Origin of the sequence: Streptomyces sp. NPDC002785 (assembly GCF_040295565.1) — a bacterium.
Lineage (GTDB): Bacteria > Actinomycetota > Actinomycetes > Streptomycetales > Streptomycetaceae > Streptomyces.
The window spans coordinates 1-23999 of the sequence record NZ_JBEOVN010000110.1 but is presented as its reverse complement, the minus strand read 5'-3'; the positions used below and the strand labels follow the sequence as shown (position 1 = coordinate 23999).

General features: G+C 68.9%; 17 protein-coding genes and 2 pseudogenes. 9 read left to right on the top strand and 10 right to left on the bottom strand.

Annotated features, from left to right (window positions below; genetic code table 11):
• Window positions 1-41 precede the first annotated feature (41 nt).
• A complete protein-coding gene (locus ABTZ94_RS23570) occupies window positions 42-947 on the bottom strand; it encodes a tRNA (adenine-N1)-methyltransferase (protein ID WP_351203080.1) in 906 nt (301 codons plus the stop codon).
• 50 nt (window positions 948-997) lie between these two features.
• The gene (locus ABTZ94_RS23565) at window positions 998-2248 is read right to left on the bottom strand and encodes a site-2 protease family protein (protein WP_351203084.1); all 1251 of its coding nucleotides are present in this window, start codon (window positions 2246-2248) and stop codon (window positions 998-1000) included.
• A gap of 171 nt (window positions 2249-2419) precedes the next feature.
• Between ABTZ94_RS23565 and ABTZ94_RS23560 the strand changes: the two genes are divergently transcribed.
• Together ABTZ94_RS23560 and ABTZ94_RS23555 are read left to right on the top strand one after the other, a co-directional pair.
• Entirely contained in the window at window positions 2420-3265 is an 846-nt protein-coding gene (locus ABTZ94_RS23560; protein WP_351203082.1) for a RecB family exonuclease, read from the top strand.
• A gap of 9 nt (window positions 3266-3274) precedes the next feature.
• Window positions 3275-3946 (top strand): response regulator, encoded by a 672-nt coding sequence (locus ABTZ94_RS23555; RefSeq protein ID WP_093541287.1) that lies wholly within the window; start codon window positions 3275-3277, stop codon window positions 3944-3946.
• 79 nt (window positions 3947-4025) lie between these two features.
• Here the strand turns inward: ABTZ94_RS23555 and ABTZ94_RS23550 are convergent.
• The 3 genes and pseudogenes from ABTZ94_RS23550 to metH all read right to left on the bottom strand — a co-directional run bounded on the left by ABTZ94_RS23550 (window position 4026) and on the right by metH (window position 10333).
• Window positions 4026-5627 (bottom strand): annotated as a pseudogene (locus tag ABTZ94_RS23550) (ABC transporter substrate-binding protein).
• A 365-nt stretch (window positions 5628-5992) separates the two neighbouring features.
• A complete protein-coding gene (locus ABTZ94_RS23545; protein WP_351203078.1) occupies window positions 5993-6694 on the bottom strand; it encodes an HAD family hydrolase in 702 nt (233 codons plus the stop codon).
• A 120-nt stretch (window positions 6695-6814) separates the two neighbouring features.
• The gene (gene metH, locus ABTZ94_RS23540; protein ID WP_351203076.1) at window positions 6815-10333 is read right to left on the bottom strand and encodes a methionine synthase; all 3519 of its coding nucleotides are present in this window, start codon (window positions 10331-10333) and stop codon (window positions 6815-6817) included.
• A gap of 238 nt (window positions 10334-10571) precedes the next feature.
• Between metH and ABTZ94_RS23535 the strand changes: the two genes are divergently transcribed.
• From ABTZ94_RS23535 to ABTZ94_RS23515, 6 genes and pseudogenes are all read left to right on the top strand, one after another.
• The gene (locus ABTZ94_RS23535) at window positions 10572-11336 is read left to right on the top strand and encodes an IclR family transcriptional regulator (protein WP_351203074.1); all 765 of its coding nucleotides are present in this window, start codon (window positions 10572-10574) and stop codon (window positions 11334-11336) included.
• A 248-nt stretch (window positions 11337-11584) separates the two neighbouring features.
• Window positions 11585-12376, top strand: a complete 792-nt coding sequence (locus ABTZ94_RS23530; RefSeq protein ID WP_351203072.1) for an MIP/aquaporin family protein — start codon at window positions 11585-11587, stop codon at window positions 12374-12376.
• Between the two features lie 56 nt (window positions 12377-12432).
• Window positions 12433-13968 carry a glycerol kinase GlpK gene (glpK, locus tag ABTZ94_RS23525; RefSeq protein WP_351203070.1) on the top strand — a complete coding sequence of 512 codons (1536 nt, stop codon included), beginning with the start codon at window positions 12433-12435 and terminating at the stop codon, window positions 13966-13968.
• Window positions 13969-13973: 5 nt separating this feature from the next.
• Window positions 13974-15584 carry a glycerol-3-phosphate dehydrogenase/oxidase gene (locus ABTZ94_RS23520; protein ID WP_351203068.1) on the top strand — a complete coding sequence of 537 codons (1611 nt, stop codon included), beginning with the start codon at window positions 13974-13976 and terminating at the stop codon, window positions 15582-15584.
• Window positions 15585-15768: 184 nt separating this feature from the next.
• A pseudogene (locus tag ABTZ94_RS37950) lies at window positions 15769-15909 on the top strand (LLM class flavin-dependent oxidoreductase); the annotation flags it as partial.
• Window positions 15910-16035: 126 nt separating this feature from the next.
• Entirely contained in the window at window positions 16036-16707 is a 672-nt protein-coding gene (locus ABTZ94_RS23515) for a FadR/GntR family transcriptional regulator (protein ID WP_351203066.1), read from the top strand.
• 100 nt (window positions 16708-16807) lie between these two features.
• Here the strand turns inward: ABTZ94_RS23515 and ABTZ94_RS23510 are convergent, their stop codons facing one another.
• The 5 genes from ABTZ94_RS23510 to ABTZ94_RS23490 form a co-directional block, all read right to left on the bottom strand.
• Complete coding sequence (locus tag ABTZ94_RS23510) at window positions 16808-17860, bottom strand: ABC transporter permease (protein ID WP_351203064.1); 1053 nt, start codon at window positions 17858-17860, stop codon at window positions 16808-16810.
• Entirely contained in the window at window positions 17857-19380 is a 1524-nt protein-coding gene (locus ABTZ94_RS23505) for a sugar ABC transporter ATP-binding protein (protein WP_351203062.1), read from the bottom strand. Before ABTZ94_RS23505 ends, ABTZ94_RS23510 begins: the two co-directional genes overlap by 4 nt.
• Before the next feature lie 2 nt (window positions 19381-19382).
• Complete coding sequence (locus ABTZ94_RS23500; RefSeq protein ID WP_351203060.1) at window positions 19383-20423, bottom strand: sugar ABC transporter substrate-binding protein; 1041 nt, start codon at window positions 20421-20423, stop codon at window positions 19383-19385.
• Between the two features lie 109 nt (window positions 20424-20532).
• Window positions 20533-21312, bottom strand: a complete 780-nt coding sequence (locus tag ABTZ94_RS23495; RefSeq protein WP_351203058.1) for an SDR family NAD(P)-dependent oxidoreductase — start codon at window positions 21310-21312, stop codon at window positions 20533-20535.
• Entirely contained in the window at window positions 21309-22649 is a 1341-nt protein-coding gene (locus tag ABTZ94_RS23490; protein ID WP_351203056.1) for an L-fuconate dehydratase, read from the bottom strand. The genes ABTZ94_RS23495 and ABTZ94_RS23490 overlap by 4 nt, the downstream gene beginning before the upstream one ends.
• Window positions 22650-22905: 256 nt before the next feature.
• Here ABTZ94_RS23490 and ABTZ94_RS23485 point away from each other — a divergent pair, with 256 nt between their 5' ends.
• The gene (locus ABTZ94_RS23485) at window positions 22906-23961 is read left to right on the top strand and encodes a PAC2 family protein (RefSeq protein ID WP_351203054.1); all 1056 of its coding nucleotides are present in this window, start codon (window positions 22906-22908) and stop codon (window positions 23959-23961) included.
• The last annotated feature ends 38 nt before the right edge of the window (window positions 23962-23999 follow it).

Genomic DNA, 23999 nt, shown 5'->3' with positions numbered 1-23999 from the left:
CGGTCCGGGAACTCGGCGGCGGCGCCGGTACGTTGCGCGGCTCAGCCGCGGGAGGAGCCGCTCTGGCTACCGGGACCATCGTAGTCCTCGCCGTAGGCGCCCTTGGCGGGGCGGCGGCGGCGCAGCGGGGCCTCCACGCCGTCGGCCAGGCGGCGGGCGGTGACGAGGAAGCCGGTGTGACCGATCATGCGGTGGTCCGGGCGGACAGCCAGGCCCTCGACGTGCCAGTTGCGGATCATCGATTCCCAGGGCTGCGGTTCGGCGAAGCAGCCGATCTCACGGATGGACTCGACGGTCCGCGCGAGCTGGGTGGTGGTCGCGACGTACGCGCAGAGGATGCCGCCGGGCACGAGCGCCTTGGAGACGGCGTCCAGGCACTCCCAGGGGGCGAGCATGTCGAGGATGACCCGGTCGACGTCGGTGTCGGAGAGGTTGTCCTGGAGGTCGCCGACGGTGAGCTGCCAGGCGGGGTGCGGTTCACCGAAGTAGCGTTCCACGTTCTGCTGGGCGATCTCGGCGAAGTCCTCGCGGCGCTCGTAGGAGTGCAGCATGCCCTGGTCGCCGATGGCGCGCAGCAGGAAGGTGGAGAGCGAGCCGGAGCCGACGCCGGCTTCCACGACGCGGGCGCCGGGGAAGATGTCGGCGAAGGCCAGGATCTGCCCCGCGTCCTTGGGGTAGACCACGGCGGCGCCGCGGGGCATGGACAGGACGTAGTCGGGGAGCAGGGGGCGCAGCGCGAGGTAGGCGACGTTTCCCGTGGTTCGGACAACACTGCCCTCGGGGGCACCGATCAGCTCGTCGTGCGGGAAAGAACCCTTGTGGGTGTGGAAATTCTTTCCGGCTTCGAGCGTGAAGGTGTAGTGGCGTCCCTTGGGATCGGTGAGCTGGACCTGGTCCCCGACCTTGAAGGGCCCGCGTCGGCGGGCGGCACCGGTCGGTTCAGACATGTGACCAGCGTACCGGTGATTCCCCGCGCTCCGACCGCGAGCCCGGGCGGTCAGGCGGCGGGCCTGGCCAGGGCGGCGACGAATGCCCGTTCGACGTCGGCGGTGGACAGCACACCGTAGATCTCACCGGTGTCCTCGAGGACGAGGTATTCGGTGGCGGGGTTGGCCTTGAGCCTGTCCAGGAGTGCTTCGCCGGCCAGCTCGGCGGAGATCTTCATGCCCTCGGTGAGGTCCTGGGCGAGGCCGCTGACGGCGACCCAGGGGCGGCGGTGTTCGGGGACGGAGACGATGGCCGTCTCGCGGACGACGGCCTGGGGTTCGCCGTGTCCGTCGACGACGACGAGGGCGCGGGCGCCCGCCTCGTTGGCGCGGCGCAGGGCCTCGGAGAGCGGGGTGGCGGCCTCCACCGGGACGGCGCGCCGGGTGAGGGTGCGGGCGCGCAGTTCGGGGAGGTGTTCGCGCAGGCGCGCCATGCGCAGGCTGTTGCCCGCCCCGGTCCAGATGATGGCGGCGAGGATGGCGGCGAGCAGCGCGTCGGTGACGGTGTCCAAGCCGCTGAGGTCCTGGGGGTTGTTCCCGAAGGAGCCGGTGTGGGTGAGCAGCGGGAGACCGATGAGGGTGACGACGGCGAGCGCGCGGCCGACCCAGGCGGCGGCGACGGTGCCGCTCATCGGCCGCCCGGTGATCTTCCAGACGACGGCGCGAAGCATGCGTCCGCCGTCGAGCGGGAGGCCGGGGAGGAGGTTGAAGGCGGCCACCAGGAGGTTGGAGATCATCAGTCCGGCGAGGAGGACACCGGGCACGGTGCCGGGCGCGACGAACTTCATCCCTGCGTAGAAGAGCCCGGCGAGCACCAGGGAGAGCAGGGGGCCGACGAAGGCGAGAACGAATTCGCGGCCGGGGGTCTCGGACTCCTTCTCGATCTCGGAGACGCCGCCGAAGAACTGGAGCTGGATGCGGCGCACCGGCAGCTTGTAGCGCAGCGCGACGACCGTGTGGGCGAGTTCGTGGACGAGCACGGAGGCGTAGAAGGCGATCGCGAAGAAGAGGGAGACCAGATAGCGAGCCGCGCCGAGCTCGGGCAGTACCCGTTCCAACTGACCGCCGAAGACCCAGGTGATCAGTGCGGCCACGAGGAACCAGCTGGGCGCGACATACACGGGCACGCCGAAAGGACGGCCCATGAGCAGGCCGCCGCCGGGCTCTTCGGGGCGCCGCGGTTCGCCCTTCTCGGGGCCGGCGCCGGGGGCCGTTCCCCCTGCACCGGGCTGCGGCCGCCCGCTGTCGCCGCTCTCGTCCACGAGGTCCTTTCGGTTGGTGCCGTACGGCACGATCATGCAGTGTTCGGGGGTGTGTGGTCGATGGTATGCCGCCGGCTGTCAGTGGCGGGCCGTAGGGTCTTCGTCATGACCTCCCTGCCGCGGCCTCCTCAGCCGCCTTCGTCCCTGTCGCCGTCGCGGGCGAGCGATTTCATGCAGTGTCCTCTGCTGTACCGCTTCCGGGTCATCGACAAACTGCCGGAGAAGCCCAGCGAAGCGGCTACCCGGGGCACGCTGGTGCATGCGGTGCTTGAGCGGCTCTTCGACAACCCGGCGGTGGAACGCACGGCCGGCCGGGCCACGGCGCTGATCCCCGCCCAGTGGGACCGGCTGCTGGAGTCGAAGCCGGAGCTGTCGGAGCTGTTCGCGGAGGATGCCGGGGGCGAGCGGCTGGCGCGTTGGCTCTCGGAGGCTGAGAGCCTGGTGGAGCGGTGGTTCTCGCTGGAGGACCCGACGCGCCTGGAGCCCGCCGAGCGGGAGCTGTTCGTCGAGACGGAGCTGGAGTCGGGGCTGCGGCTGCGCGGGGTGATCGACCGCATCGATGTGGCACCGACGGGCGAGGTCCGGATCGTCGACTACAAGACGGGGAAAGCGCCGCGTCCGGAGTACGCGGAGGGCGCGCTCTTCCAGATGAAGTTCTACGCCCTGGTGATCTGGCGGCTGAAGGGCGTGGTGCCGCGCCGACTCCAGCTCGTCTATCTCGGCAGCGGCGACATCATGACGTACGACCCGGTGGTGGCGGATCTGGAGCGCGTCGAGCGGAAGCTGCTGGCCCTCTGGGACGCGATCCGGCTGGCGACGGAGACGGGCGAGTGGCGGCCCCGGCCGACGAAGCTCTGTGGCTGGTGCGACCACCAGTCGGTCTGCCCCGAATTCGGTGGCACGCCCCCGGTCTACCCGTTGTCGGTACGCCCGGCGGAGTCGGAGCAGGATGTCCAGGGCAGAATGGCTCCGGTCCGTGCTGAGGCCGGCCGGCCTGTGGCCCTCGAAGGACCTTAAGGAGACCCTGTGGCTATCCGCGTCCTACTGGTCGATGACCAACCGCTGCTGCGCACCGGCTTCCGGATGATTCTGGAGGCGGAGGGGGATCTCGCGGTGGTGGGCGAGGCCGGTGATGGTCTCCAGGCTCTCGACCAGGTGCGGGCGCTGCAGCCCGATGTGGTGCTGATGGACATCCGTATGCCGCGGATGGACGGCGTCGAGGCGACGCGTCAGATCACCGGTCCCGGTCGGGACGGTCCGGCGAAGGTGCTGGTGCTGACCACGTTCGATCTCGACGAGTACGTGGTGGAGGCGCTGCGCGCCGGTGCCAGCGGCTTCCTGTTGAAGGACGCGCCGGCCAATGAGCTGGTGCAGGCCATCCGCGTGGTCGCTGCGGGCGAGGCGATGCTCGCTCCGAGCATCACCCGCAGGCTGCTTGACAAGTACGCGGACCATCTGCCGTCCGGCGAGGAGCCGGTCCCCGACACCCTGCACACGCTGACGGACCGTGAGGTCGAGGTGCTGAAGCTGGTGGCGCGCGGTCTGTCGAATGCGGAGATCGCGGCAGATCTGTTCGTCAGTGAGACTACGGTCAAGACGCATGTCGGCCACGTGCTGACCAAGCTCGGTCTGCGCGACCGGGTGCAGGCGGCCGTGTACGCGTACGAGAGCGGCCTGGTGCGCCCCGGCGCCCAGTGAGCGGATCAGCGGGCGGACCGGGAAACGGCCCCCCAAACAGCTCCGCCCCGGCCGGGTTCGGCCGGGGCGGAGTCCGTGCTCAGACGGTGCCGTTGCCCAGCTCCCAGAGCTGGAGCTCGGCGGAGGAGTTGACCGCCCACTCGATGCCGGTAAGGTCCTCACGGGCGGCGACATACTGCTTGCCCTGCCAGATCGGCAGTAGGGGGACGTCGTTGGCAACGATGTCCTGGAGCTGCTGGAAGGTCTTGACCGTGGCGCTGCGGTCGGTCTCGCGGCGGGACTGCGGAATGAGCGTCTTCTGGGCCAGGGCCGACTTGTAGGGCGAGTTGAGGAAGTTGTTCCTGTCGAGGAACGGCGCCGTGTAGTTGTCGGGGTCCGGGAAGTCGGGGAACCAGCCCATGCCGTAGACGGCGTAGTCGCCGCGCACCTGCGCCGGGCGGTACTTCTCCCACGCGGTGCCCTTGACTGTGACGTCGAACAGCCCGGTGTTGTTGAACTGCTTCTTCAGGGTCTCGAACTCGGTCGCGGTGGCGGCGCCATAGTAGTCGGTCGTGTAGTGCAGGGTGAGCTTCACCGGGGTGTCGATGCCGGCGGCGCGCAGGATCGCCGCGGCCTTCGTGGTGCTGGGCTCGCCGTACTTGTTGTAGAACGAGTTGGTGTGCGCGGTGACGCTGGACGGGATCAGCGAGTACAGCGGCTCGGCCGTGCTGCCGTACACCTTGCTCGCGATCTCGCCGCGGTCGATGACCTGAGCCATGGCCTGGCGGACGGCCTTGTTCTTCACAGTCGGGTCGTCGGTGTCGAAGCCGAGATAGCTGATCGCGAGGCCGGGCACCTCGGTGAGTTTGATGCCGTTCTTGGGGTTTTCGAGCAGTTGCTGGGACTGCTCGGGCGACATGGTGCGGGTCATCATGTCGATCTTCTTGTCGGCGAGGGCCTTCCCCATCGCCTGCGCGTCGGGGAAGAGATCCAGCTCGACCTTGTCGTTCCGTACCTCCAGATCACCCTTGTAGCGGGGGTTCCTGGTGAAGAGCACCTTGACGACCCGGTTGTGCTCGACTTCCGGCTTCATGACTTACGGACCGGAGCCGTCCACCTGGAAGCCGGCCCGCGCGGACTTCGCCGCGTACTTGCTGCGCGGCACGATCCCGGCGGCCGGGGTGGCGAGCTTGTACGGGAACGTGGCGTCCGGCGTACGGAGATGGAAGATGACCTCCCGCTCGCCCTGCGTCTCGACCGTGTCGATGTTCGCGAGCAGGGCGAGGGGCCCGTTGGCGGCTTTGATGCGGATGACGCGGTCGATGGAGTACTTCACGTCGTCGGCGGTGACCGCCTTGCCGTCGGCGAACTTCAGGCCGCTGCGCAGCTTGCAGCGGTAGCTCTCGTTCTGCGTGTCCGTGAAGGTGCAGCTCTCCGCAGCTTCGGGCACCGGCTCGCCCCCGCCGCGCGGCACATGCACCAGGGTCTGCAGGGTCTGCCGGAGCACATTCGATACGCCCGCTTCGTAGCCGGTGGCGGGATCGAGCGGCGTGGGGTTGTCCTTGGAGGCGACGAACTGGTCCGTGGTGCCGACAACGATGGCGGCCTTGCCATCGCCCCCGCCGCCCGACGCGCCGCAGGCGGCGAGTGCGGGTGCGAGCAGACCGACGACGGCCGGCAGCACCAGAGTCTTGCGGTTCATCTTGGACGCTCTCCCTCATCCGTGCATGGAGAAAGCGACATTAGTAGGCGTCGTCGACAATGCCGGACCGGAGATGTCCCGATGCGCAATCAGACGGTGGCGGGAAATAGCGGCGAGCCGTTTTCCCCGACCGGGAAGGTTTCGTACAAAACTTCATCAATCGGGATATTTCGACACCCTAAAACGGACACCTCGGTGGTTCTTGATGAGCCTTCGGGGGCATTCAGGTGATAAAGCTCACGCCCGGAGCATTTTCCGTCCTTTGTCGTGCGCCCGGCTTGCACACACTTACGTACGACAGAAAATGCACCATCCGACACCCAGAGCTTTTCGATTCATTCACAGAAACACTCTCGGTGCGCTGATCACCGCATTCCTGTGACCAGGCCCCGGAGAAATGCGAGATCGACTTCTTCGAGCGAACGTACGACCGCCCGGCCGGACGCGGGGGCGATCGGCGCGACGGACGGTACGGCGACCACCCGGCAGCCCGCGGCCTCCGCAGCCGCGACGCCGGTCGCGGTGTCCTCGATGACCGCACAGAGCCCGGGGACCGCCCCGAAACCGGACGCGGCGGTGAGATAGGGCTCCGGGTGCGGCTTGGTACGGGAGACCTCGTCGCCCGCGACGGTGAGGGCGAAGTGGTGGCGGCCCACCGATTCCAGCACCCGATCGATGATCCGCCGGTGCGAGGCGGAGACCAGGGCGGTGGGAATCTCGTGCCTGGCCAGTTCGGCCAGCAGCCGTGCCGCGCCTGGCATCAGCGGCACCCCGCGGCCGATACGCCTCTCGAAGCGGTCGTTGAGCAGCACGGTGAGTTCGGCGAGGGTGATGTCCGCGCCGGTGACATCCATGAGGTAGCCGGCGCTGCGGGTCATCGGCCCGCCGACCACTACGTTCCGCCAGGCCTCGTCGAGCTGGTGCCCGAGCTCGGCGAAGACCTCCACCTCGGCGTCCCACCAGAAGCCCTCGGTGTCGACGAGCGTGCCGTCCATGTCGAGCAGGACGGCCTGCAGCGCGGCGTCTTCGGCCGTGCGGGTCATGGACGCGGGAACCGTGCTGGTCATCCGGCACACCTTCCGTAGGGGACGAGAAGGCCGGCCGCCATTTCCCGTGGGAAGGGCGACCGGCCTTCACTGGACCGACCAGTGTACGACTTGTCCTGCTACCGCGCGCTGAACGGCGTCTTACCGCGCGTTGAAGTACTTCGCCTCCGGGTGGTGGATGACGATCGCGTCGGTGGACTGCTCCGGGTGCAGCTGGAACTCCTCCGAGAGATGCACACCGATCCGCTCGGGCTGGAGCAGCTCGGCGATCTTCGCCCGGTCCTCCAGGTCGGGGCAGGCGCCGTAGCCGAGCGAGAAGCGCGCGCCGCGGTACTTCAGCGCGAACATGTCCTCGACACCGGCGGGGTCCTCGCCGCCGAAGCCGAGCTCGGAGCGGACCCGGGCGTGCCAGTACTCGGCGAGGGCCTCGGCCAGCTGTACGGACAGGCCGTGCAGCTCCAGGTAGTCGCGGTAGGAGTTGGCCTCGAAGAGCTTGGCGGTCTCGCCGCCGATCTTCGAACCGACGGTGACGACCTGGAGGCCGATCACGTCCGTCTCGCCGGACTCCTCGGGGCGGAAGAAGTCCGCGAGGCAGAGGCGGCGGCCGCGGCGCTGGCGCGGGAAGGTGAAGCGGGTGCGCTCGGAACCGTCCTCGTGGAGCAGGATCAGGTCGTCGCCCTTGGAGACGCAGGGGAAGTAGCCGTGGACGACGGCGGCTTCCAGCAGGTTCTCGGTGTGGAGCTTGTCGAGCCAGCCGCGCAGGTGCGGGCGGCCCTCGGTCTCGACCAGTTCCTCGTACGTCGGTCCGTCACCGGCGCGGGCCTGCTTGAGGCCCCACTGGCCCTTGAAGAGCGCGCCCTCGTCCAGCCAGGACGCGTACTCCTTGAGCTGGATCCCCTTGACGACACGGGTGCCCCAGAACGGCGGGGTGGGGACCGGGTTGTCGACGGCGACGTCGGAGCGGACGCCCTCCTCGGGCTCGTCGACCTCCAGGACCGCCGTGTCCCGCTTGGGGACGCGGCGCTGCTTGAGTTCGGGGAGGGTGGCGCCGGGGACGCCGCGCTTGACCGCGACGAGGGCGTCCATCAGGCGCAGCCCCTCGAACGCGTCGCGGGCGTAGCGGACCTCGCCCTCGTAGATCTCATGGAGGTCCTGCTCGACATAGGCCCGGGTGAGGGCCGCGCCGCCGAGGATCACCGGGAAGTCGGCGGCCAGCTTGCGCTGGTTCAGCTCCTCCAGGTTCTCCTTCATGATCACGGTGGACTTCACCAGGAGGCCGGACATGCCGATGACGTCGGCGCGGTGCTCCTCGGCGGCTTCCAGGATCGCGGAGACGGGCTGCTTGATGCCGAGGTTCACGACGTTGAAGCCGTTGTTGGACAGGATGATGTCGACGAGGTTCTTGCCGATGTCATGGACGTCGCCGCGGACGGTGGCCAGGACGATGGTGCCCTTGCCCTTGCCCTCGGCCTCGGACTTCTCCATGTGCGGTTCCAGGTGGGCGACCGCGGTCTTCATGACCTCGGCGGACTGGAGCACGAAGGGCAGCTGCATCTGGCCGGAGCCGAAGAGTTCGCCGACGACCTTCATGCCCTCCAGAAGGGTGTCGTTGACGATGTCGAGGGCCGGGCGGGTCTGCAGGGCCTCGTCGAGGTCGGTGTGCAGGCCGTTCTTCTCACCGTCGATGATGCGGCGCTGGAGGCGCTCGTCGAGCGGCAGGGCGAGGAGTTCCTCGGCCTTGCCCGCCTTCATGGACTTCGTGCTGACGCCCTCGAAGAGCTCCATGAGCTTCTGAAGGGGGTCGTAGCCCTCGGCACGGCGGTCGTGGATGAGGTCGAGCGCGACCTTGACCTGCTCCTCGTCGAGGCGTGCGATCGGCAGGATCTTGGAGGCGTGCACAATCGCGGAGTCGAGACCGGCCTTGACGCACTCGTCGAGAAAGACGGAGTTCAGCACGACACGGGCGGCCGGGTTGAGCCCGAAGGAGATGTTGGACAGGCCGAGCGTGGTCTGGACCTCGGGATGGCGCCGCTTGAGTTCGCGGATGGCGCCGATGGTGGCCAGGCCGTCCTTGCGGGACTCCTCCTGACCGGTGCAGATGGTGAAGGTCAGCGTGTCGATGAGGATGTCCGACTCGTGGATGCCCCAGTTGCCGGTCAGGTCCTCGATGAGCCGCTCGGCGACGGCGACCTTGTGCTCGACGGTACGGGCCTGGCCCTCCTCGTCGATGGTCAGGGCGATCAGCGCGGCGCCGTGCTCGGCGGCCAGTTGCGTGACCTTGGCGAAGCGGGACTCGGGTCCGTCGCCGTCCTCGTAGTTGACGGAGTTGAGAACCGCCCGGCCGCCGAGCTTCTCCAGTCCAGCCCGCAGGACCGGCAGTTCGGTGGAGTCGAGCACGATCGGGAGTGTGGAGGCGGTGGCGAAGCGTCCGGCCAGCTCCTCCATGTCCGCGACACCGTCTCGGCCGACGTAGTCGACGCAGAGGTCGAGCATGTGCGCGCCCTCCCGGATCTGGTCGCGCGCCATCTCCACGCAGTCGTCCCAGCGGGCGGCCAGCATGGCCTCGCGGAACTTCTTGGATCCGTTGGCGTTCGTACGCTCGCCGATGGCGAGGTACGAGGTGTCCTGGCGGAACGGGACGGTCTGGTACAGCGAGGCGGCACCGGGCTCGGGGCGCGGGTCGCGGGGGGTGAGGGCGGCGCCGCGGACGCGTTCGACGACCTGGCGCAGGTGCTCCGGAGTCGTACCGCAGCAGCCGCCGACCAGCGAGAGGCCGTACTCCTGGACGAACGTCTCCTGCGCGTCGGCCAGCCCTTCGGGACCGAGCGGGAAGTGCGCGCCGTCCTTGGTGAGCACCGGCAGTCCGGCATTCGGCATGCAGAGCAGCGGGATACGGGAGTGGCGCGTGAGGTAGCGCAGGTGCTCGCTCATCTCGGCGGGGCCGGTCGAGCAGTTCAGACCGATCATGTCGACGCCGAGCGGTTCCAGCGCGGTCAGCGCGGCCCCGATCTCGGAGCCGAGCAGCATGGTGCCAGTGGTCTCGAACGCCAGCGAGCACAGCACCAGGAGGTCGCTGCCCATCGCCTCCAGGGCGCGACGCGCGCCCAGTACGGCGGCCTTGGTCTGCAGCAGGTCCTGCGTCGTCTCGATGACGAGCGCGTCCGCGCCGCCGGCGATCAGACCCTCGGCGTTCTGCTGGAAGCCGTCCCGCAGCACCGTGTAGGGAGCGTGCCCCAGCGTCGGCAGCTTCGTACCCGGGCCCATGGAGCCGAGCACCCAGCGCTGCTGTCCGGTGGACGCGGTGAACTCGTCGGCCACCTCGCGGGCGATGCGCGCGCCGGACTCGGACAGTTCGTGGATGCGCCCGGGAATGTCGTACTCGCCCAGGGCGGAGGCGTTGGCCCCGAAGGTGTTCGTCTCGACGCAGTCCACACCGACGGCGAAGTACTCCTGGTGCACGGAGCGCACGATGTCGGGGCGCGTGACGTTCAGGATCTCGTTGCAGCCTTCGAGGTTCTGGAAGTCCTCGAGGGTGGGGTCCTGCGCCTGGAGCATGGTGCCCATGGCACCGTCGGCCACCACCACCCGGGTGGCGAGTGCCTCGCGGAGGGCTTCGGCTCGGTTCCGGCTGTCGGCGGAAGGGGTCGGCAACGAGGCCATGGATGTGCTCCCTGGGATGCGACGGCTGTCGGCTTTGCGTCTTCGGCGGAAGGCGCACCAGGCCAGCGTAGCCGGGCGGCGCCCGGGGCCGTCACTCCGTCCCACGGAACGGACGGCATGCTGTGCGGGGGATGTCCGGATCGGAGTGGTGACGCAGTTTTCCTGTGCGATCGAGCGAAGGTCGGCATCGACCGATAGTGTTCAGCATTGTCGAACCGAGGTGGAGGAGTACGGCGCGATGGCCAAGAACATCCAGTCGCTGGAGCGGGCGGCAGCGATGCTGCGCCTACTGGCAGGCGGTGAGCGTCGGCTGGGGCTGTCCGACATCGCCTCCTCACTGGGCCTGGCCAAAGGCACCGCACACGGCATCCTGCGCACGCTCCAGCACGAGGGCTTCGTCGAGCAGGACACGGTGTCCGGCCGCTATCAGCTGGGCGCCGAGCTGCTGCGCCTGGGCAACAGCTATCTGGACGTCCACGAGCTGCGGGCCCGCGCGCTGGTCTGGACGGACGACCTGGCCCGCTCCAGCGGCGAGAGCGCCCATCTGGGGGTCCTGCACCAGCAGGGCGTCCTCATCGTCCACCACGTCTTCCGGCCCGACGACAGCCGGCAGGTCCTGGAGGTCGGGGCCATGCAGCCACTGCACTCCACAGCCCTGGGCAAGGTGCTGTCGGCGTACGACCCGGTGGCGCACACCGAGGCCCTGGAAGCCGAGCGGCAGTCCTTCACGCCGCACACCGTCACCGATCCGGAGGAGTTCGAGGCGATGCTCGACGTCATCCGGGCCCACGGCTGGGCGGCCGACGTGGAGGAGACCTGGGAGGGAGTGGCCGCGGTGGCCGCCCCGATCCACGACCGGCGGCGGATGCCGGTCGGCGCGGTGGCCGTGACCGGCGCGGTGGAGCGGGTCTGCGCGGACGGGGAGCTGCGCCCCGAGCTGATCGCCGCGGTACGGGACTGCGCACGTGCGGTCTCCAGGGATCTGGGCGCCCGGCGCTTCTGACCGGCCCGGCGTTGATCGTTACCGATGAGCTGTCGGTAACGATCGAGTTATAGGCCACACAACCCTTGACGGCTGATTCACCCGGGAGAAACACTGCCGTTCATCGGTCGACATTGTCGAACAGCTAACGGAAATACGCGTTAGGGTGTGACAGCGTCAAGGGCCGGAAAACGCCCTCACATGAGGGCGCGGACCACCGGAGGGACCCGGGGTTCGGCTTCCCTGGACGAAGGACAAAGGAGTCGCGGGTGTCCAGCTCCGACATCTTCATCGGCGAGACCATAGGTACCGCCGTGCTCATCCTGCTCGGCGGCGGTGTCTGTGCCGCAGTCACTCTCAAGCGCTCCAAGGCGCAGAACGCCGGCTGGCTCGCCATTACCTTCGGGTGGGGTTTCGCCGTGCTGACCGCCGCATATCTGGCCGGTGGCGTTTCCGGCGCGCATCTCAATCCGGCGGTCACGATCGGTCTCGCGATCGAGGGCGGCACCAAGTGGAGCGACGTACCGCTGTACCTCGGCTCCCAGCTACTCGGCGCCATGATCGGCGCGGTGCTGGTCTGGCTGACGTACTACGGGCAGTTCCGGGCGCATCTCACCGATCCGGAGATCCTGGGCGCCCAACCGGGTGAAGAGGCCCTGGTCGACCAGGCCTCGGCCCCGAAGGCGGGCCCGGTGCTGGGCATCTTCTCCACCGGCCCCGAGATCCGGCACGCGGTGCAGAACGTCGTCACCGAAATCATCGCCACCGTCGTGCTCGTCCTGGCGATCCTCACCCAGGGCCTCAACAACGAGGGCAACGGCCTGGGCACGCTCGGGGCACTGGTCACTGCTCTGGTCATCGTCGGTATCGGTCTCTCGCTCGGCGGGCCGACGGGTTACGCAATCAACCCGGTTCGCGACCTCGGTCCGCGTATCGTGCACGCGCTGCTGCCGCTGCCGAACAAGGGCGGTTCCGACTGGGGCTACGCATGGGTCCCTGTCGTCGGACCGCTCATCGGCGGCGCGATCGCGGGCGGGCTCTACAACGTCGCCTTCGCCTGAGCCGTGGCGTACAGAGCCGTAACCCTCAAGACCACACAGACTTCCGGGAGCACACTGTGACCGACGCACACACCACCGGCCCGTTCATCGCGGCCATCGACCAGGGCACCACCTCCAGCCGCTGCATCGTCTTCGACAAGGACGGCCGGATCGTCTCCGTCGACCAGAAGGAGCACGAGCAGATCTTCCCGAAGCCGGGCTGGGTCGAGCACAACGCGACCGAGATCTGGGAGAACGTCCAGGAGGTCGTCGCCGGCGCCATCGTCAAGGCGGGCATCACCGCCGCCGATGTGAAGGCGATCGGCATCACCAACCAGCGCGAGACCACGCTGCTCTGGGACAAGAACACCGGTGAGCCCGTCCACAACGCCCTGGTCTGGCAGGACACCCGCACCGACGCGCTCTGCAAGGAGCTCGGCCGCAACGTGGGTCAGGACCGCTTCCGCCGCGAGACCGGTCTGCCGCTCGCCTCGTACTTCGCGGGCCCCAAGGTCCGCTGGCTGCTCGACAACGTCGAGGGGCTTCGCGAGCGCGCGGAGCGCGGCGACATCCTCTTCGGCACCATGGACTCCTGGGTCATCTGGAACCTGACCGGCGGCACCGGCGGCGGCGTCCATGTCACCGACGTCACCAACGCCTCACGCACCCTCCTGATGAACCTGCACACCCTGGCGTGGGACGACAAGATCCTCGCGTCCATGGAGATCCCGGCGGCCGTGCTGCCCGAGATCCGCTCCTCCGCCGAGGTGTACGGCACCGCCAAGGGCGGCGTCCTGGACGGTGTCCCGGTCGCCTCCGCGCTCGGCGACCAGCAGGCGGCGCTCTTCGGCCAGACCTGCTTCTCCAAGGGCGAGGCCAAGTCCACGTACGGCACCGGCACCTTCATGCTGATGAACACCGGCGAGACACCCGTCAACTCGTACAACGGACTGCTGACGACGGTCGGTTACCGGATCGGTGACCAGAAGCCGGTGTACGCCCTGGAGGGCTCCATCGCCGTCACGGGTTCGCTGGTTCAGTGGATGCGCGACCAGATGGGTCTGATCAAGTCCGCGGCCGAGATCGAGACCCTGGCCTCGTCGGTCGAGGACAACGGCGGTGCCTACTTCGTGCCCGCCTTCTCGGGTCTGTTCGCCCCGTACTGGCGCTCCGACGCCCGCGGCGTCATCGCCGGTCTGACCAGGTACGTCACCAAGGCGCACATCGCCCGTGCGGTTCTGGAGGCCACCGCCTGGCAGACCCGCGAGATCACCGACGCCATGACGAAGGACTCCGGTGTCGAGCTCGCAGCCCTGAAGGTCGACGGCGGCATGACCTCCAACAACTTGCTGATGCAGACACTCGCCGACTTCCTGGACGCACCCGTGGTGCGGCCCATGGTCGCCGAGACGACCTGCCTCGGCGCCGCCTACGCCGCCGGTCTCGCCGTCGGCTTCTGGCCGGACACCGACGCGCTGCGCGCCAACTGGCGCCGGGCCGCCGAGTGGACACCCCGCATGGCCGCGGACACCCGCGACCGCGAGTACAAGAGCTGGCTCAAGGCCGTGGAACGGACCATGGGCTGGCTCGAAGACAGCTCAGTCGAGGAGTAATCACAATGACCACCCTGCAGAGCGTCCCGTCACTCGGGACGCACCCGGCCTCCAGCTCCCTTCCGAGCCGCGCCGAAACTCGGGAGCAGCTCTCCAAGGCGACGTACGACCTCCTGGTGATCGGTGGCGGCATCCTGGGCATCTCCACGGCCTGGCACGCCGCGCAGTCCGGGCTGCGGGTGGCCCTGGTGGATGCCGGCGACTTCGCCGGCGCCACCTCCTCCGCCTCCTCCAAGCTGCTCCACGGCGGTCTGCGCTACCTGCAGACCGGCGCGGTGAAGCTGGTCGCGGAGAACCACTTCGAGCGGCGCGCGGTGTCCCGTCAGGTCGCCCCGCACCTGGCCAATCCGCTCACCTTCTACCTGCCGGTCTACAAGGGCGGCCCGCACGGCGCGGCCAAGCTCGGTGCGGGTGTGTTCGCGTACTCGGCGCTCTCCGCGTTCGGTGACGGGGTCGGGCATGTGATCAGCCCGGCGAAGGCTCAGCGCGATGTTCCGGAGCTGCGTACGGACAATCTGAAGGCCGTCGCGGTCTACGGCGACGACCAGATGAACGATGCCCGGATGGCGCTCATGACGGTCCGAGCGGCCGTCGACGCGGGGGCGGTCGTCCTGAACCACGCGGCGGTGACCGGGCTGCGGTTCACCAAGGGCCGGGTGACGGGCGCCGACCTGGAGGACCGTACGGACGGCACGGAGTTCGGCGTCAACGCCCGCCTCGTGCTGAACGCCACCGGCCCGTGGGTCGATCACCTGCGCAAGATGGAGGACCCGAACGCGGCGCCTTCGATACGTCTGTCCAAGGGCGCGCACCTGGTGCTGAAGCGCACGCGTCCCTGGAAGGCCGCGCTGGCCACCCCGATCGACAAGTACCGCATCACGTTCGCCCTGCCGTGGGAGGACATGCTGCTGCTCGGTACGACGGACGAGGAGTACGAGGGCGATCCGGCGGACGTCGCGGTCAACGAGAAGGACACCGCGCAGATCCTCGACGAGGCCGCGTTCTCCATCAAGGACCAGCAGCTGTCGCGAGATCTGATCACGTACTCATTCGCGGGCCTGCGGGTGCTGCCGGGCGGCCCGGGTGACACGTCCAAGGCCAAGCGCGAGACGGTCGTGACGGAGGGCCGCGGCGGGATGCTGTCAGTCGCGGGCGGCAAGTGGACGACGTTCCGCCACATCGGCCGTACGGTGATGAACAAGCTGGCCGCACTCCCCGGGCACCCCCTCGCACAGGACATGGAGCCGATCTCGCACCTGCCGAAGAAGCTCCCGCTGCCCGGCATCGCCAACCCGAACGCGGTGGCGCACCGGCTGCTGGTCGACGGCGGTACACCCGGACCGCGGATGGCGGCCGACACCGCCCGTCACCTCGCCACGCACTACGGCTCGCTCTCCTTCGACATCGCACGGCTGGCGAACGACAACCCGGCGCTGGCCGAGCGCATCCACCCGGACGCGCCGGAGATCTGGGCGCAGGTCGCCTACGCACGTGATCACGAGTGGGCCGAGACGGCGGACGATGTGCTGCGCCGCCGCACGACGCTGACGATCCGGGGTCTGGCGACGGACGAGATCCGGGCCGGCGTCGAGTCCATGCTCGGCGACCGGAGCTGACGGGGTCGTACAGATCGGACGGGGCGGCTCCCACGAGGGAGCCGCCCCGTCGCGTGTCGGCAGGACCACAGTCCGGTGAACGCGCCATACAGCCACCTACAGGTGCAAAACGGCGCGGGGGCAGTTGAGCCATGAAGTTTCCCGTGCTTTCGCTCATCGGCCACGCCCCGCATCCGCTGACCGGCCGGCACCCCTCCCCGGAGCGCCGCGCATCCGGCACGGCTCGGCGACCAGCCTCAACTCCCCCGAACCGGCGGCGCTCCACGGCGATCCGCTGTTCACCGCCACGGCCGTCGAGCCCTGTGCGACGTACTACCGGCCGATCGACGCCCGTGCGTTGGCCGCGTGCCCGGGAGACCTCCGGCAGACCTGGTTCATCCTCCACTTCCGACCCGCATAATGAAGAGAGACATCGGATGTCTGATTCCAGTCCGGATCCAGGAGGACCGTCATGGCTGTCACCGACGAGGCGATCGAGAAGATCAAGGGAATGATCGTCTCGGGTGCGCTGCGGCCCGGCGACCGGCTCCCCAAGGAGAGCGAACTCGCGGCGGAGCTGGGGCTCTCCCGCAACTCTCTCCGGGAGGCGGTGCGCGCCCTGTCGCTGATCCGCATTCTCGATGTGCGGCAGGGCGACGGCACGTATGTGACCAGCCTCGACCCGCAGTTGCTGCTGGAGGCGCTGAGCTTCGTGGTGGACTTCCACCGCGACGACACGGTGCTCGAATTCCTCGCGGTCCGCCGGATTCTGGAACCAGCCGCGACGGCGATGGCGGCGAACCGGATCAGCGAGGCCCAACTGGACGTACTGAGCTCACAGTTGGACGCCCTGGGCGCGCAGCCATCGGTGGAGGAGCTGGTCGCCTGCGATCTGGAGTTCCACCGCGGCATCGTGCAGTCGTCCGGGAACTCGGTGCTCTGCTCGCTGCTCGACGGACTGTCGGGGCCGACGACGCGGGCGCGGGTCTGGCGCGGTCTGACGCAGGAGGACGCGGTCAGCCGCACGCTCCTGGAGCACCGGGCGATCGTGTCGGCGCTGCGGGACCGGGACGCGGAGGCTGCGCGGGCGTGGGCGACGGTCCATGTGGCGAGTGTGGAGCAGTGGTTGCGGTCGACGCTGTAGCGCGCGGCGGGTGGGTGACCGGGGCTCCGCCCCTGACCCCGCGCCTCGAACACCGGCGGGGCTGAAAATCATCAGCACCGCCGGCGTTGCGAGAAGAACATCAGTCCTGCTGCTCGCCGCTCGCGAAGCGGGAGATGACCAGGGCGACGATGATGATGGCGCCGTTGAGGAACTGGTTCCAGAGCGCCGGGACACCGCCGAGGGTCATCACATTGACCACCAGCTGGAGCGTCAGTACGCCGGTGAGCGCACCGAACAGGGTGCCTCGCCCGCCCTTGAGGCTGATGCCGCCGATGACCGCGGCGGCGAACACCTGGAAGATCCAGCCGTTGCCCTGGGTCGCCGCGACCGATCCGTAGTGACCGGTGTAGAGGATGCCCGCGAAGGCCGCCAGCAGACCGCCGATGGCGAGCACGATCCAGGTGACCCGGTCCACCCGGATGCCCGCGGCTCGCGCCGCCTCCGGATTGCCGCCGATGGCGTACAACGAGCGTCCATGGCGCAGCCAGGCCAGCGCGGCGCCACCGACGGCGAACAGCGCCAGGCAGATCCAGACGGCCGCCGGTACGCCGAGCCATTCGCTCTTGCCGAGGTAGCGGAAGGACTCCGGGACGTCGGTGATGGACTTGCCCTCGGTGATGCCGATGTGGAGGCCGCGCAGCATGGTGAGCATGCCGAGCGTGGCGATGAAGCCGTTGACCCTCAGCTTCAGCATGAGAAAGCCGTTGATTGCACCGATCGCCAGGCCGACGAGCAGACAGAGGGGGATCGCCGACCAGGTGGGAAGCAGGCCGAGGCCCGCGAAGCGGCCGCCCTCGGCGGGCAGGACCAGCCACATCGCGACGACCGGCGCGATGCCGATCGTCGACTCCAGTGACAGGTCCATCCGTCCGCAGATCAGGATCAGCGCCTGTCCCAGGACCAGCAAGCTCAGCTCGGAGGACTGCTGGACGACGCTGATCAGGTTCTCGGAGGTCAGGAACACCGGCGAGACGATGAACCCGATCACCATCAGCACCAGAATCACCGGTACCAGGGAGAAGTCGCTCCACCGGATCAGCTTCAGCCGGTCCAGTGGGCTCTCGCCCGTCAGGGAGCCCTTCAGCCCGCTGTCGATGCCGTCGGCCGCCGGGGGCCGTACCGTGCCGGTCATTCCCTTTCCCCCACACCTTCCATGGCGGCGACGAGTTCCCCGTCGGTCCACCCGCTTGCGAATGTTGCGACCACGCGCCCGTGGAACAGGGCGAGCACCCGGTCACAGACCCGCAGATCGTCCAGTTCGTCCGAGATGATCACTGCGGCGTTCCCCTCGTCGGCTACCCGCCGCACGACTCCCAGGAGCGAATCCTTGGACTTGACGTCCACACCCGCGGTGGGCCGGACGGCCACCAGCACGCTCGGCTTGCGGGCCAGCGCGCGGGCGACGACCACCTTCTGCTGGTTGCCGCCGGAAAGCCCGGAGACGGGCTGCTCGGGCCCCTGTGTCTTGATGTCCAGCGAGGCGATCACCGACCGTGCGAACTCCCTTGTACGGGAGGGCAGTACGGTCCCCCACGGGCCGAGCTGGTCGGTGACCGTGAGGGTGGCGTTCTCGGCGACGCTGCGTTCCAGGACCAGGCCCTGGTCGTGCCGGTCCTCGGGGATGTAGCCGATCCCGGCGTCCAGCGCGTGCGGCACACTGCCGCTGCGCACGGTCCTTCCGTGTACGAAGACCGTGCCGCCGCCCGCCTTTCGCATACCGGCCAGGGTCTCGCCCAGGGCCGTGTTGCCGCTGGCCGCGGAGCCGGCGAGGCCGAGCACCTCGCCGGGGCGGACCTCCAGGTCCAGTGGTTCGAACCGGCCTTCCAGGGTGAGCCCTTCGGTACGCAGGACGGGGGCAGCCGACTGATCCCGTACCGCCGCACCGTCACCGCTCGCGTGCCAGGCGGTGGCGCCGGCGGACTGCTCCGCGGTCATCGCCGCCACCAGTTCCGCCTTGGTGATGCCGGCGACCGGAGCGGTCAGTACATGGCGGGCGTCGCGGTAGACGGTGACCGCCGTGCACAGTTCGTACACCTCCTGCAGATGGTGGGAGATGAAGAGGAACGCCACTCCCTGGCTCTGCAGTTCCCTGAGCTTGCCGAAGAGCCGCCCGATGCCGCGGGCATCGAGCTGAGCGGTCGGCTCGTCCAGGATGATCAGCCGGGCGCCGAAGGAGAGTGCCCGGGCTATCTCGACGAACTGCCGCTGCTCGACGGCGAGATCGCGGGCCCGGGTGCTGGGGTCGACCTGGACCCCGTAGTCGGCGAGGAGCCGCTCGGCGCGCCTGCGGAGCTTCCCCCAGCTGATCCAGCGGGCGTTGTCGTCGAAACGGTTGAGGAAGAGGTTTTCGGCGACGGTCAGGTCGGGGACGACCATGGACTTCTGGTAGACGCAGGCGACCTTCGACTGCCAGGCCATGGTGTCCCCGAAGGCCGGCGCGCGCTCCCCGCCGAACGTGACCGTGCCCGCGTCCGCCTTGTGGAGTCCGGTCAGGATGCTGACCAGCGTCGACTTGCCCGCGCCGTTGCGGCCGACGAGGGCATGGGACTCACCGGGCTGCACGGTGAGCCGGACCCCGTCGAGTGCCACGGTGGGCCCGAAGCGTTTGACAACGCCTTCTGCCTGTACGGCAGGTGGTGGTGCCTGGTCCATGGTCAGCTCTTCTTCTCCAGCTGGTTGGCCCACAGCTTCGGGTCGTCGACGTTGTCCTTGGTCACCAACGGCGCCGGAAGCTGGTCCTCCAGGCCATTGGGGATCTTGATGATGTTGGAGTCGTGGTCGGTCGGACCCACCTTGAAGGTCTTTCCGTCCAGCGCCGCCTTGGCGTAGTACAGCGCGTACTTCGCGTACAGGTCGGCGGGCTGGGAGATCGTCGCGTCGATCTTCCCGGCCTTGATGGCGTCGAACTCCTCCGGGATGCCGTCGTTGGAGATGATCGTGATGTGGCCCGGCGTACCGGCCGGCTTCAGCAGCTTCTTCTGCTCCAGGAGCGCGAGGGTGGGCTGCAGGAAGACACCCCCGGCCTGCATATAGATCCCGTTGATGTCGGGGTTGGCGGCCAGGGTGGCCTGGAGCTTGGCGGAGGCGACATCGCCCTTCCAGTCGGTGGCCAGCTCGAAGACCTTGATACCGGGGAATTCCTTGTCCATGCAGGACTTGAACGCCTCGGACCGGTCACGGCCGTTGATCGAGGAGAGGTCGCCCTGGAACTCGACGACCTTGCCCTTGCCCTTCAGCTGCTCGCCGAGGTACTTGCAGGCGTTGGTCCCGTACGCCTTGTTGTCGGCCCGCACCACCATGTAGATGTTGCCCTTGTCGGGGCGGGTGTCGACGCTGACGACCGGGATCTTCTTCTCGTTCAGCGTGTTGAGCGACTGGGCTGTCGCACCGGTGTCCTGGGGTGCCATCACGACGGCCTTGGCGCCCTGGTCGGTGAAGGTCTGGACGTTGGCGACCAGCTTGCCGATGTCGTTCTGCGAGTTGGTCAGCGGCAGCGCCTTGACCTCGCCCGCCTTGACCCCCTTCTCCACGTAGTTCTGGTACGAGTTCCAGAAGTCGCTGTCGCTGCGCGGCAGGTCGATGCCGACCTTCCCGCCGCCCGCCCCATCTGCGGTGGACTCGCGGTTGCAGCCCGCGAGGGCAGTGACGGCCAGCAGTACGGCGCAGGCTGCCGCACTCGTCGTACGCACTCTCATTGTGTCCCGTCCTTTGTGGAGTACCGGCTCGGAGCTCTGTTGGCGAAGCGGCGGTGCATGGCGCGCGGGGGTGCGGCCATTGGTGCGGCTCGGGCCTGTCCGGCCCCGATCAGCTCTCGGCGGGGCGCAGGCGCAGGCCCTGCATTCCGCCGTCGACGGCCAGTGCAGTGCCGGTGACCGAGGCGGCGGCCGGGCCGGCGAGGTAGACGATCGCGGCGGCCACCTCGTCGGCCGAGACCAGGCGTCCCAGCGGCTGGCGGGCGCCCAGCGCGGCTCGCTCGGCGACCGGGTCGTCGGCCTGGCCCAGGAGCCGCCCGATCCACGGGGTGTCCGCGGTGCCCGGGTTGACGCAATTGACCCGGATGCCCTCGCGGACATGGTCGGCGGCCATCGCGAGGGTCAACGAGAGGACCGCACCCTTGCTCGCGCTGTACAGGGCGCGCTGCGGCAGCCCGGCGGTCGCGGCGATCGAGCAGGTCTGGGTGATCGAGACGGCGCCGGGGCGGTCGGCCACCGCGCGCCGCAGATGAGGCAGGGCGTGCCGGGCGGTGCGGACCATGCCGAGGACGTTGATGTCCAGGACCCGGGTCCACTCGTCGTCGGCGTTGTCCTCGACCGTGCCGATGGAGCCGATGCCCGCGTTGGACACGACGGTGTGCAGGCCGCCCAGTTCACCGGCGGCCAGGTCGACCGCCTCGCGCACGGCCGCGTCGTCGGTGACGTCCGCCTTGAGGGCGAGCGTGCCGTCGGGGGCGCCTGCGGTCTCGCGGTCGAGTACGGCCACGCGCGCACCGCGCGCCAGCAGCATGGCCGCGACGGCGGCCCCGATGCCGGAGGCCCCTCCCGTCACCAGGGCGTTCAAGCCCTCGAAGTCGCTTGTTCCGGTCATCGGTCAGCCTCCTCGGAGATGCGGCGGGCCTGCCATACGGGGCCCTCCGGATAACGGTGTGCGGCGATCGACTCGGGGAGCATCCGGGCGGAGAAGCCCGGGGAACTCGGAGCGGCGTAACGGCCGGACTCGATCACCGTGGGGTCGGCGAAGTGTTCGTGGAGATGGTCGACGTACTCGATCACACGGTTCTCCCAACTGCCTGAGACCGCCACATAGTCGAACATCGAGAGATGCTGCACGAGCTCGCACAGCCCGACACCGCCCGCGTGCGGGCAGACCGGAACGCCGTACTTGGCGGCCAGCAGCAGGATCGCCAGATTCTCGTTGACGCCCGCGACACGGGCCGCGTCGATCTGGACGAAGTCGACGGCCCCGGCCTGCAGCAGCTGCTTGAACACGACCCGGTTGGCGACGTGTTCGCCGGTGGCGACCTTGACCGGCTGCCCGGAGCGGACTGCGGCGTGGCCGAGGATGTCGTCGGGGCTGGTCGGCTCCTCGATCCAGTGCGGGTCGTACGGCGCGAGCGCGGTCATCCACTTCACTGCCTCGGCGACATCCCAGCGCTGGTTGGCATCGACGGCGATCCGGACGTCCGGCCCGACGGCCTCGCGGGCCAGGGCGAGCCTGCGGACGTCGTCGCCGAGGTTGCCGCCGACCTTCAGCTTGATCTGGGTGAAGCCGTCGGCAACGGCCTCCTTCGCCAGCCTGACCAGCTTGTCGTCGGTGTATCCCAGCCAGCCGGGAGAGGTGGTGTACGCCGGGTAGCCCTGGGCGCGCAGCCGCTCGGTGCGCTCGGCCCGGCCCGGTTCGGCGGCCCGCAGGATCGCGAGGGCCTCATCGGGGGTGAGGGCATCGGTGAGATAGCGGAAGTCGACGAGGGAGACGAGCTCCTCGGGCGTCATCTCGGCGAGGAACTGCCAGACGGGCCTGCCTGCCTGCTTCGCCGCCAGGTCCCAGGCGGCGTTGACGACCGCGCCGGCCGCCATGTGCATCACGCCCTTCTCAGGGCCGAGCCAGCGCAGTTGGGAGTCATGGGTGAGCTCACGATGCAGCGCGGCGAGGTCGGCCGCGGTGCGGGGCACCGGGCGCCCCACCGCGTACGGGCGCAACGCTTCGATGGCGGCGGCCATCACCTCGTTGCCGCGCCCGATGGTGAAACAGAAGCCATGCCCCTCGATGTCAGTGCCGTCAGCGCCGCCGACGGAGGAAGTACGCAGTACGACATAGGCAGCCGAGTAGTCGGGGTCGGGGTTCATGGCGTCCGAGCCGTCCAGTTGTTCCGAGGTCGGAAAACGGATGTCGTGGACCTCGAAATCCGTGACGGTCTGACTCATGTGCGCCCCCAGGGGAATAACATCGGACCTCTGCTCTGGTCATCCGATGTATAGCGTCACGAACACTCCAACGTCCAGGGTTGGGACGAAAACGACTGGACACAGCTCGGATGTATTCAGAGACTGTTGCCCTGATTCGACCGGTGATGCACCTCCGCGGGTCGCGTTCACCCGGCTGTGCACAGGGGCTGCGGCGAGAGCGACCGGAAGCCGTAAGGTTGGTGCGTACGCAAGGGAACTTCGGAAGGAGGCCTGGGTGATCGAGCTCGAGGGGGTTCCCGAGCTGATCGACCCGGTCATGGTGGCCGCGTTCGAGGGATGGAACGACGCAGGTGACGCCGCTTCCACGGCGGTCGCGCACCTGGACCGGGAGTGGAAGGGCGAGGTGTTCGCGGCGCTGGACGCCGAGGACTACTACGACTTCCAGGTCAACCGGCCGACGGTCTGGCTGGACGGCGGGGTACGCAAGATCACCTGGCCGACCACCCGGCTCTCCGTGGTCCGCATCGGCGGGGACAAGCCCCGCGATCTCGTTCTGGTCCGCGGTATCGAGCCGTCCATGCGCTGGCGCTCGTTCTGCAACGAGATCCTGGGCTTCGCCCATGAGCTGGGCGTGGAGATGGTGGTGGTCCTGGGCGCACTGCTCGGCGACACCCCGCACACTCGCCCGGTACCGGTCAGCGGAGTCACCTCCGACCCGGATCTGGCACGGACCATGGACCTGGAGGAGACCAGGTACGAGGGTCCGACGGGCATCGTCGGCATCCTCCAGGAGGCCTGTACGCACGCGGGCGTGCCCGCGGTGAGCCTGTGGGCGGCGGTGCCGCACTATGTGTCGCAGCCGCCCAACCCGAAGGCGACCCTCGCGCTGCTGAATCGCCTGGAGGACCTCATCGGTCTGCGCATCCCGCTGGGCGAGCTGCCCGAGGACGCGCGCGCCTGGCAGCTCGGTGTCGACCAACTGGCCGCCGAGGACAGCGAAGTGGCGGAGTACGTGCAGACGCTGGAGGAGGCCCGGGACACCGCGGAGCTTCCCGAGGCGAGCGGCGAGGCCATCGCCCGGGAGTTCGAGCGCTATCTGCGCCGCCGGGACGCCGGTCCGGGCCAGACGCCCGGCGGGCATGCGACGGAGAGCGGCGACGCCTCGTATCTGCGCGACACCTCCAGCGGCCGCACCCGTCCACCGAAGCCGGTCCGGCCGGACACCGCGGGGGGCGAGACGGGGCCCGGCCGGCAGCCATCGGCCGGCGACACCAACGAGGACAGCGACGACGACCCACAGGATTCGTCGGAGGAATCCTCGGAGGACTGATGAGACCGGCGGAGGGGGGGGGGGGGGGGGGGCCCCCC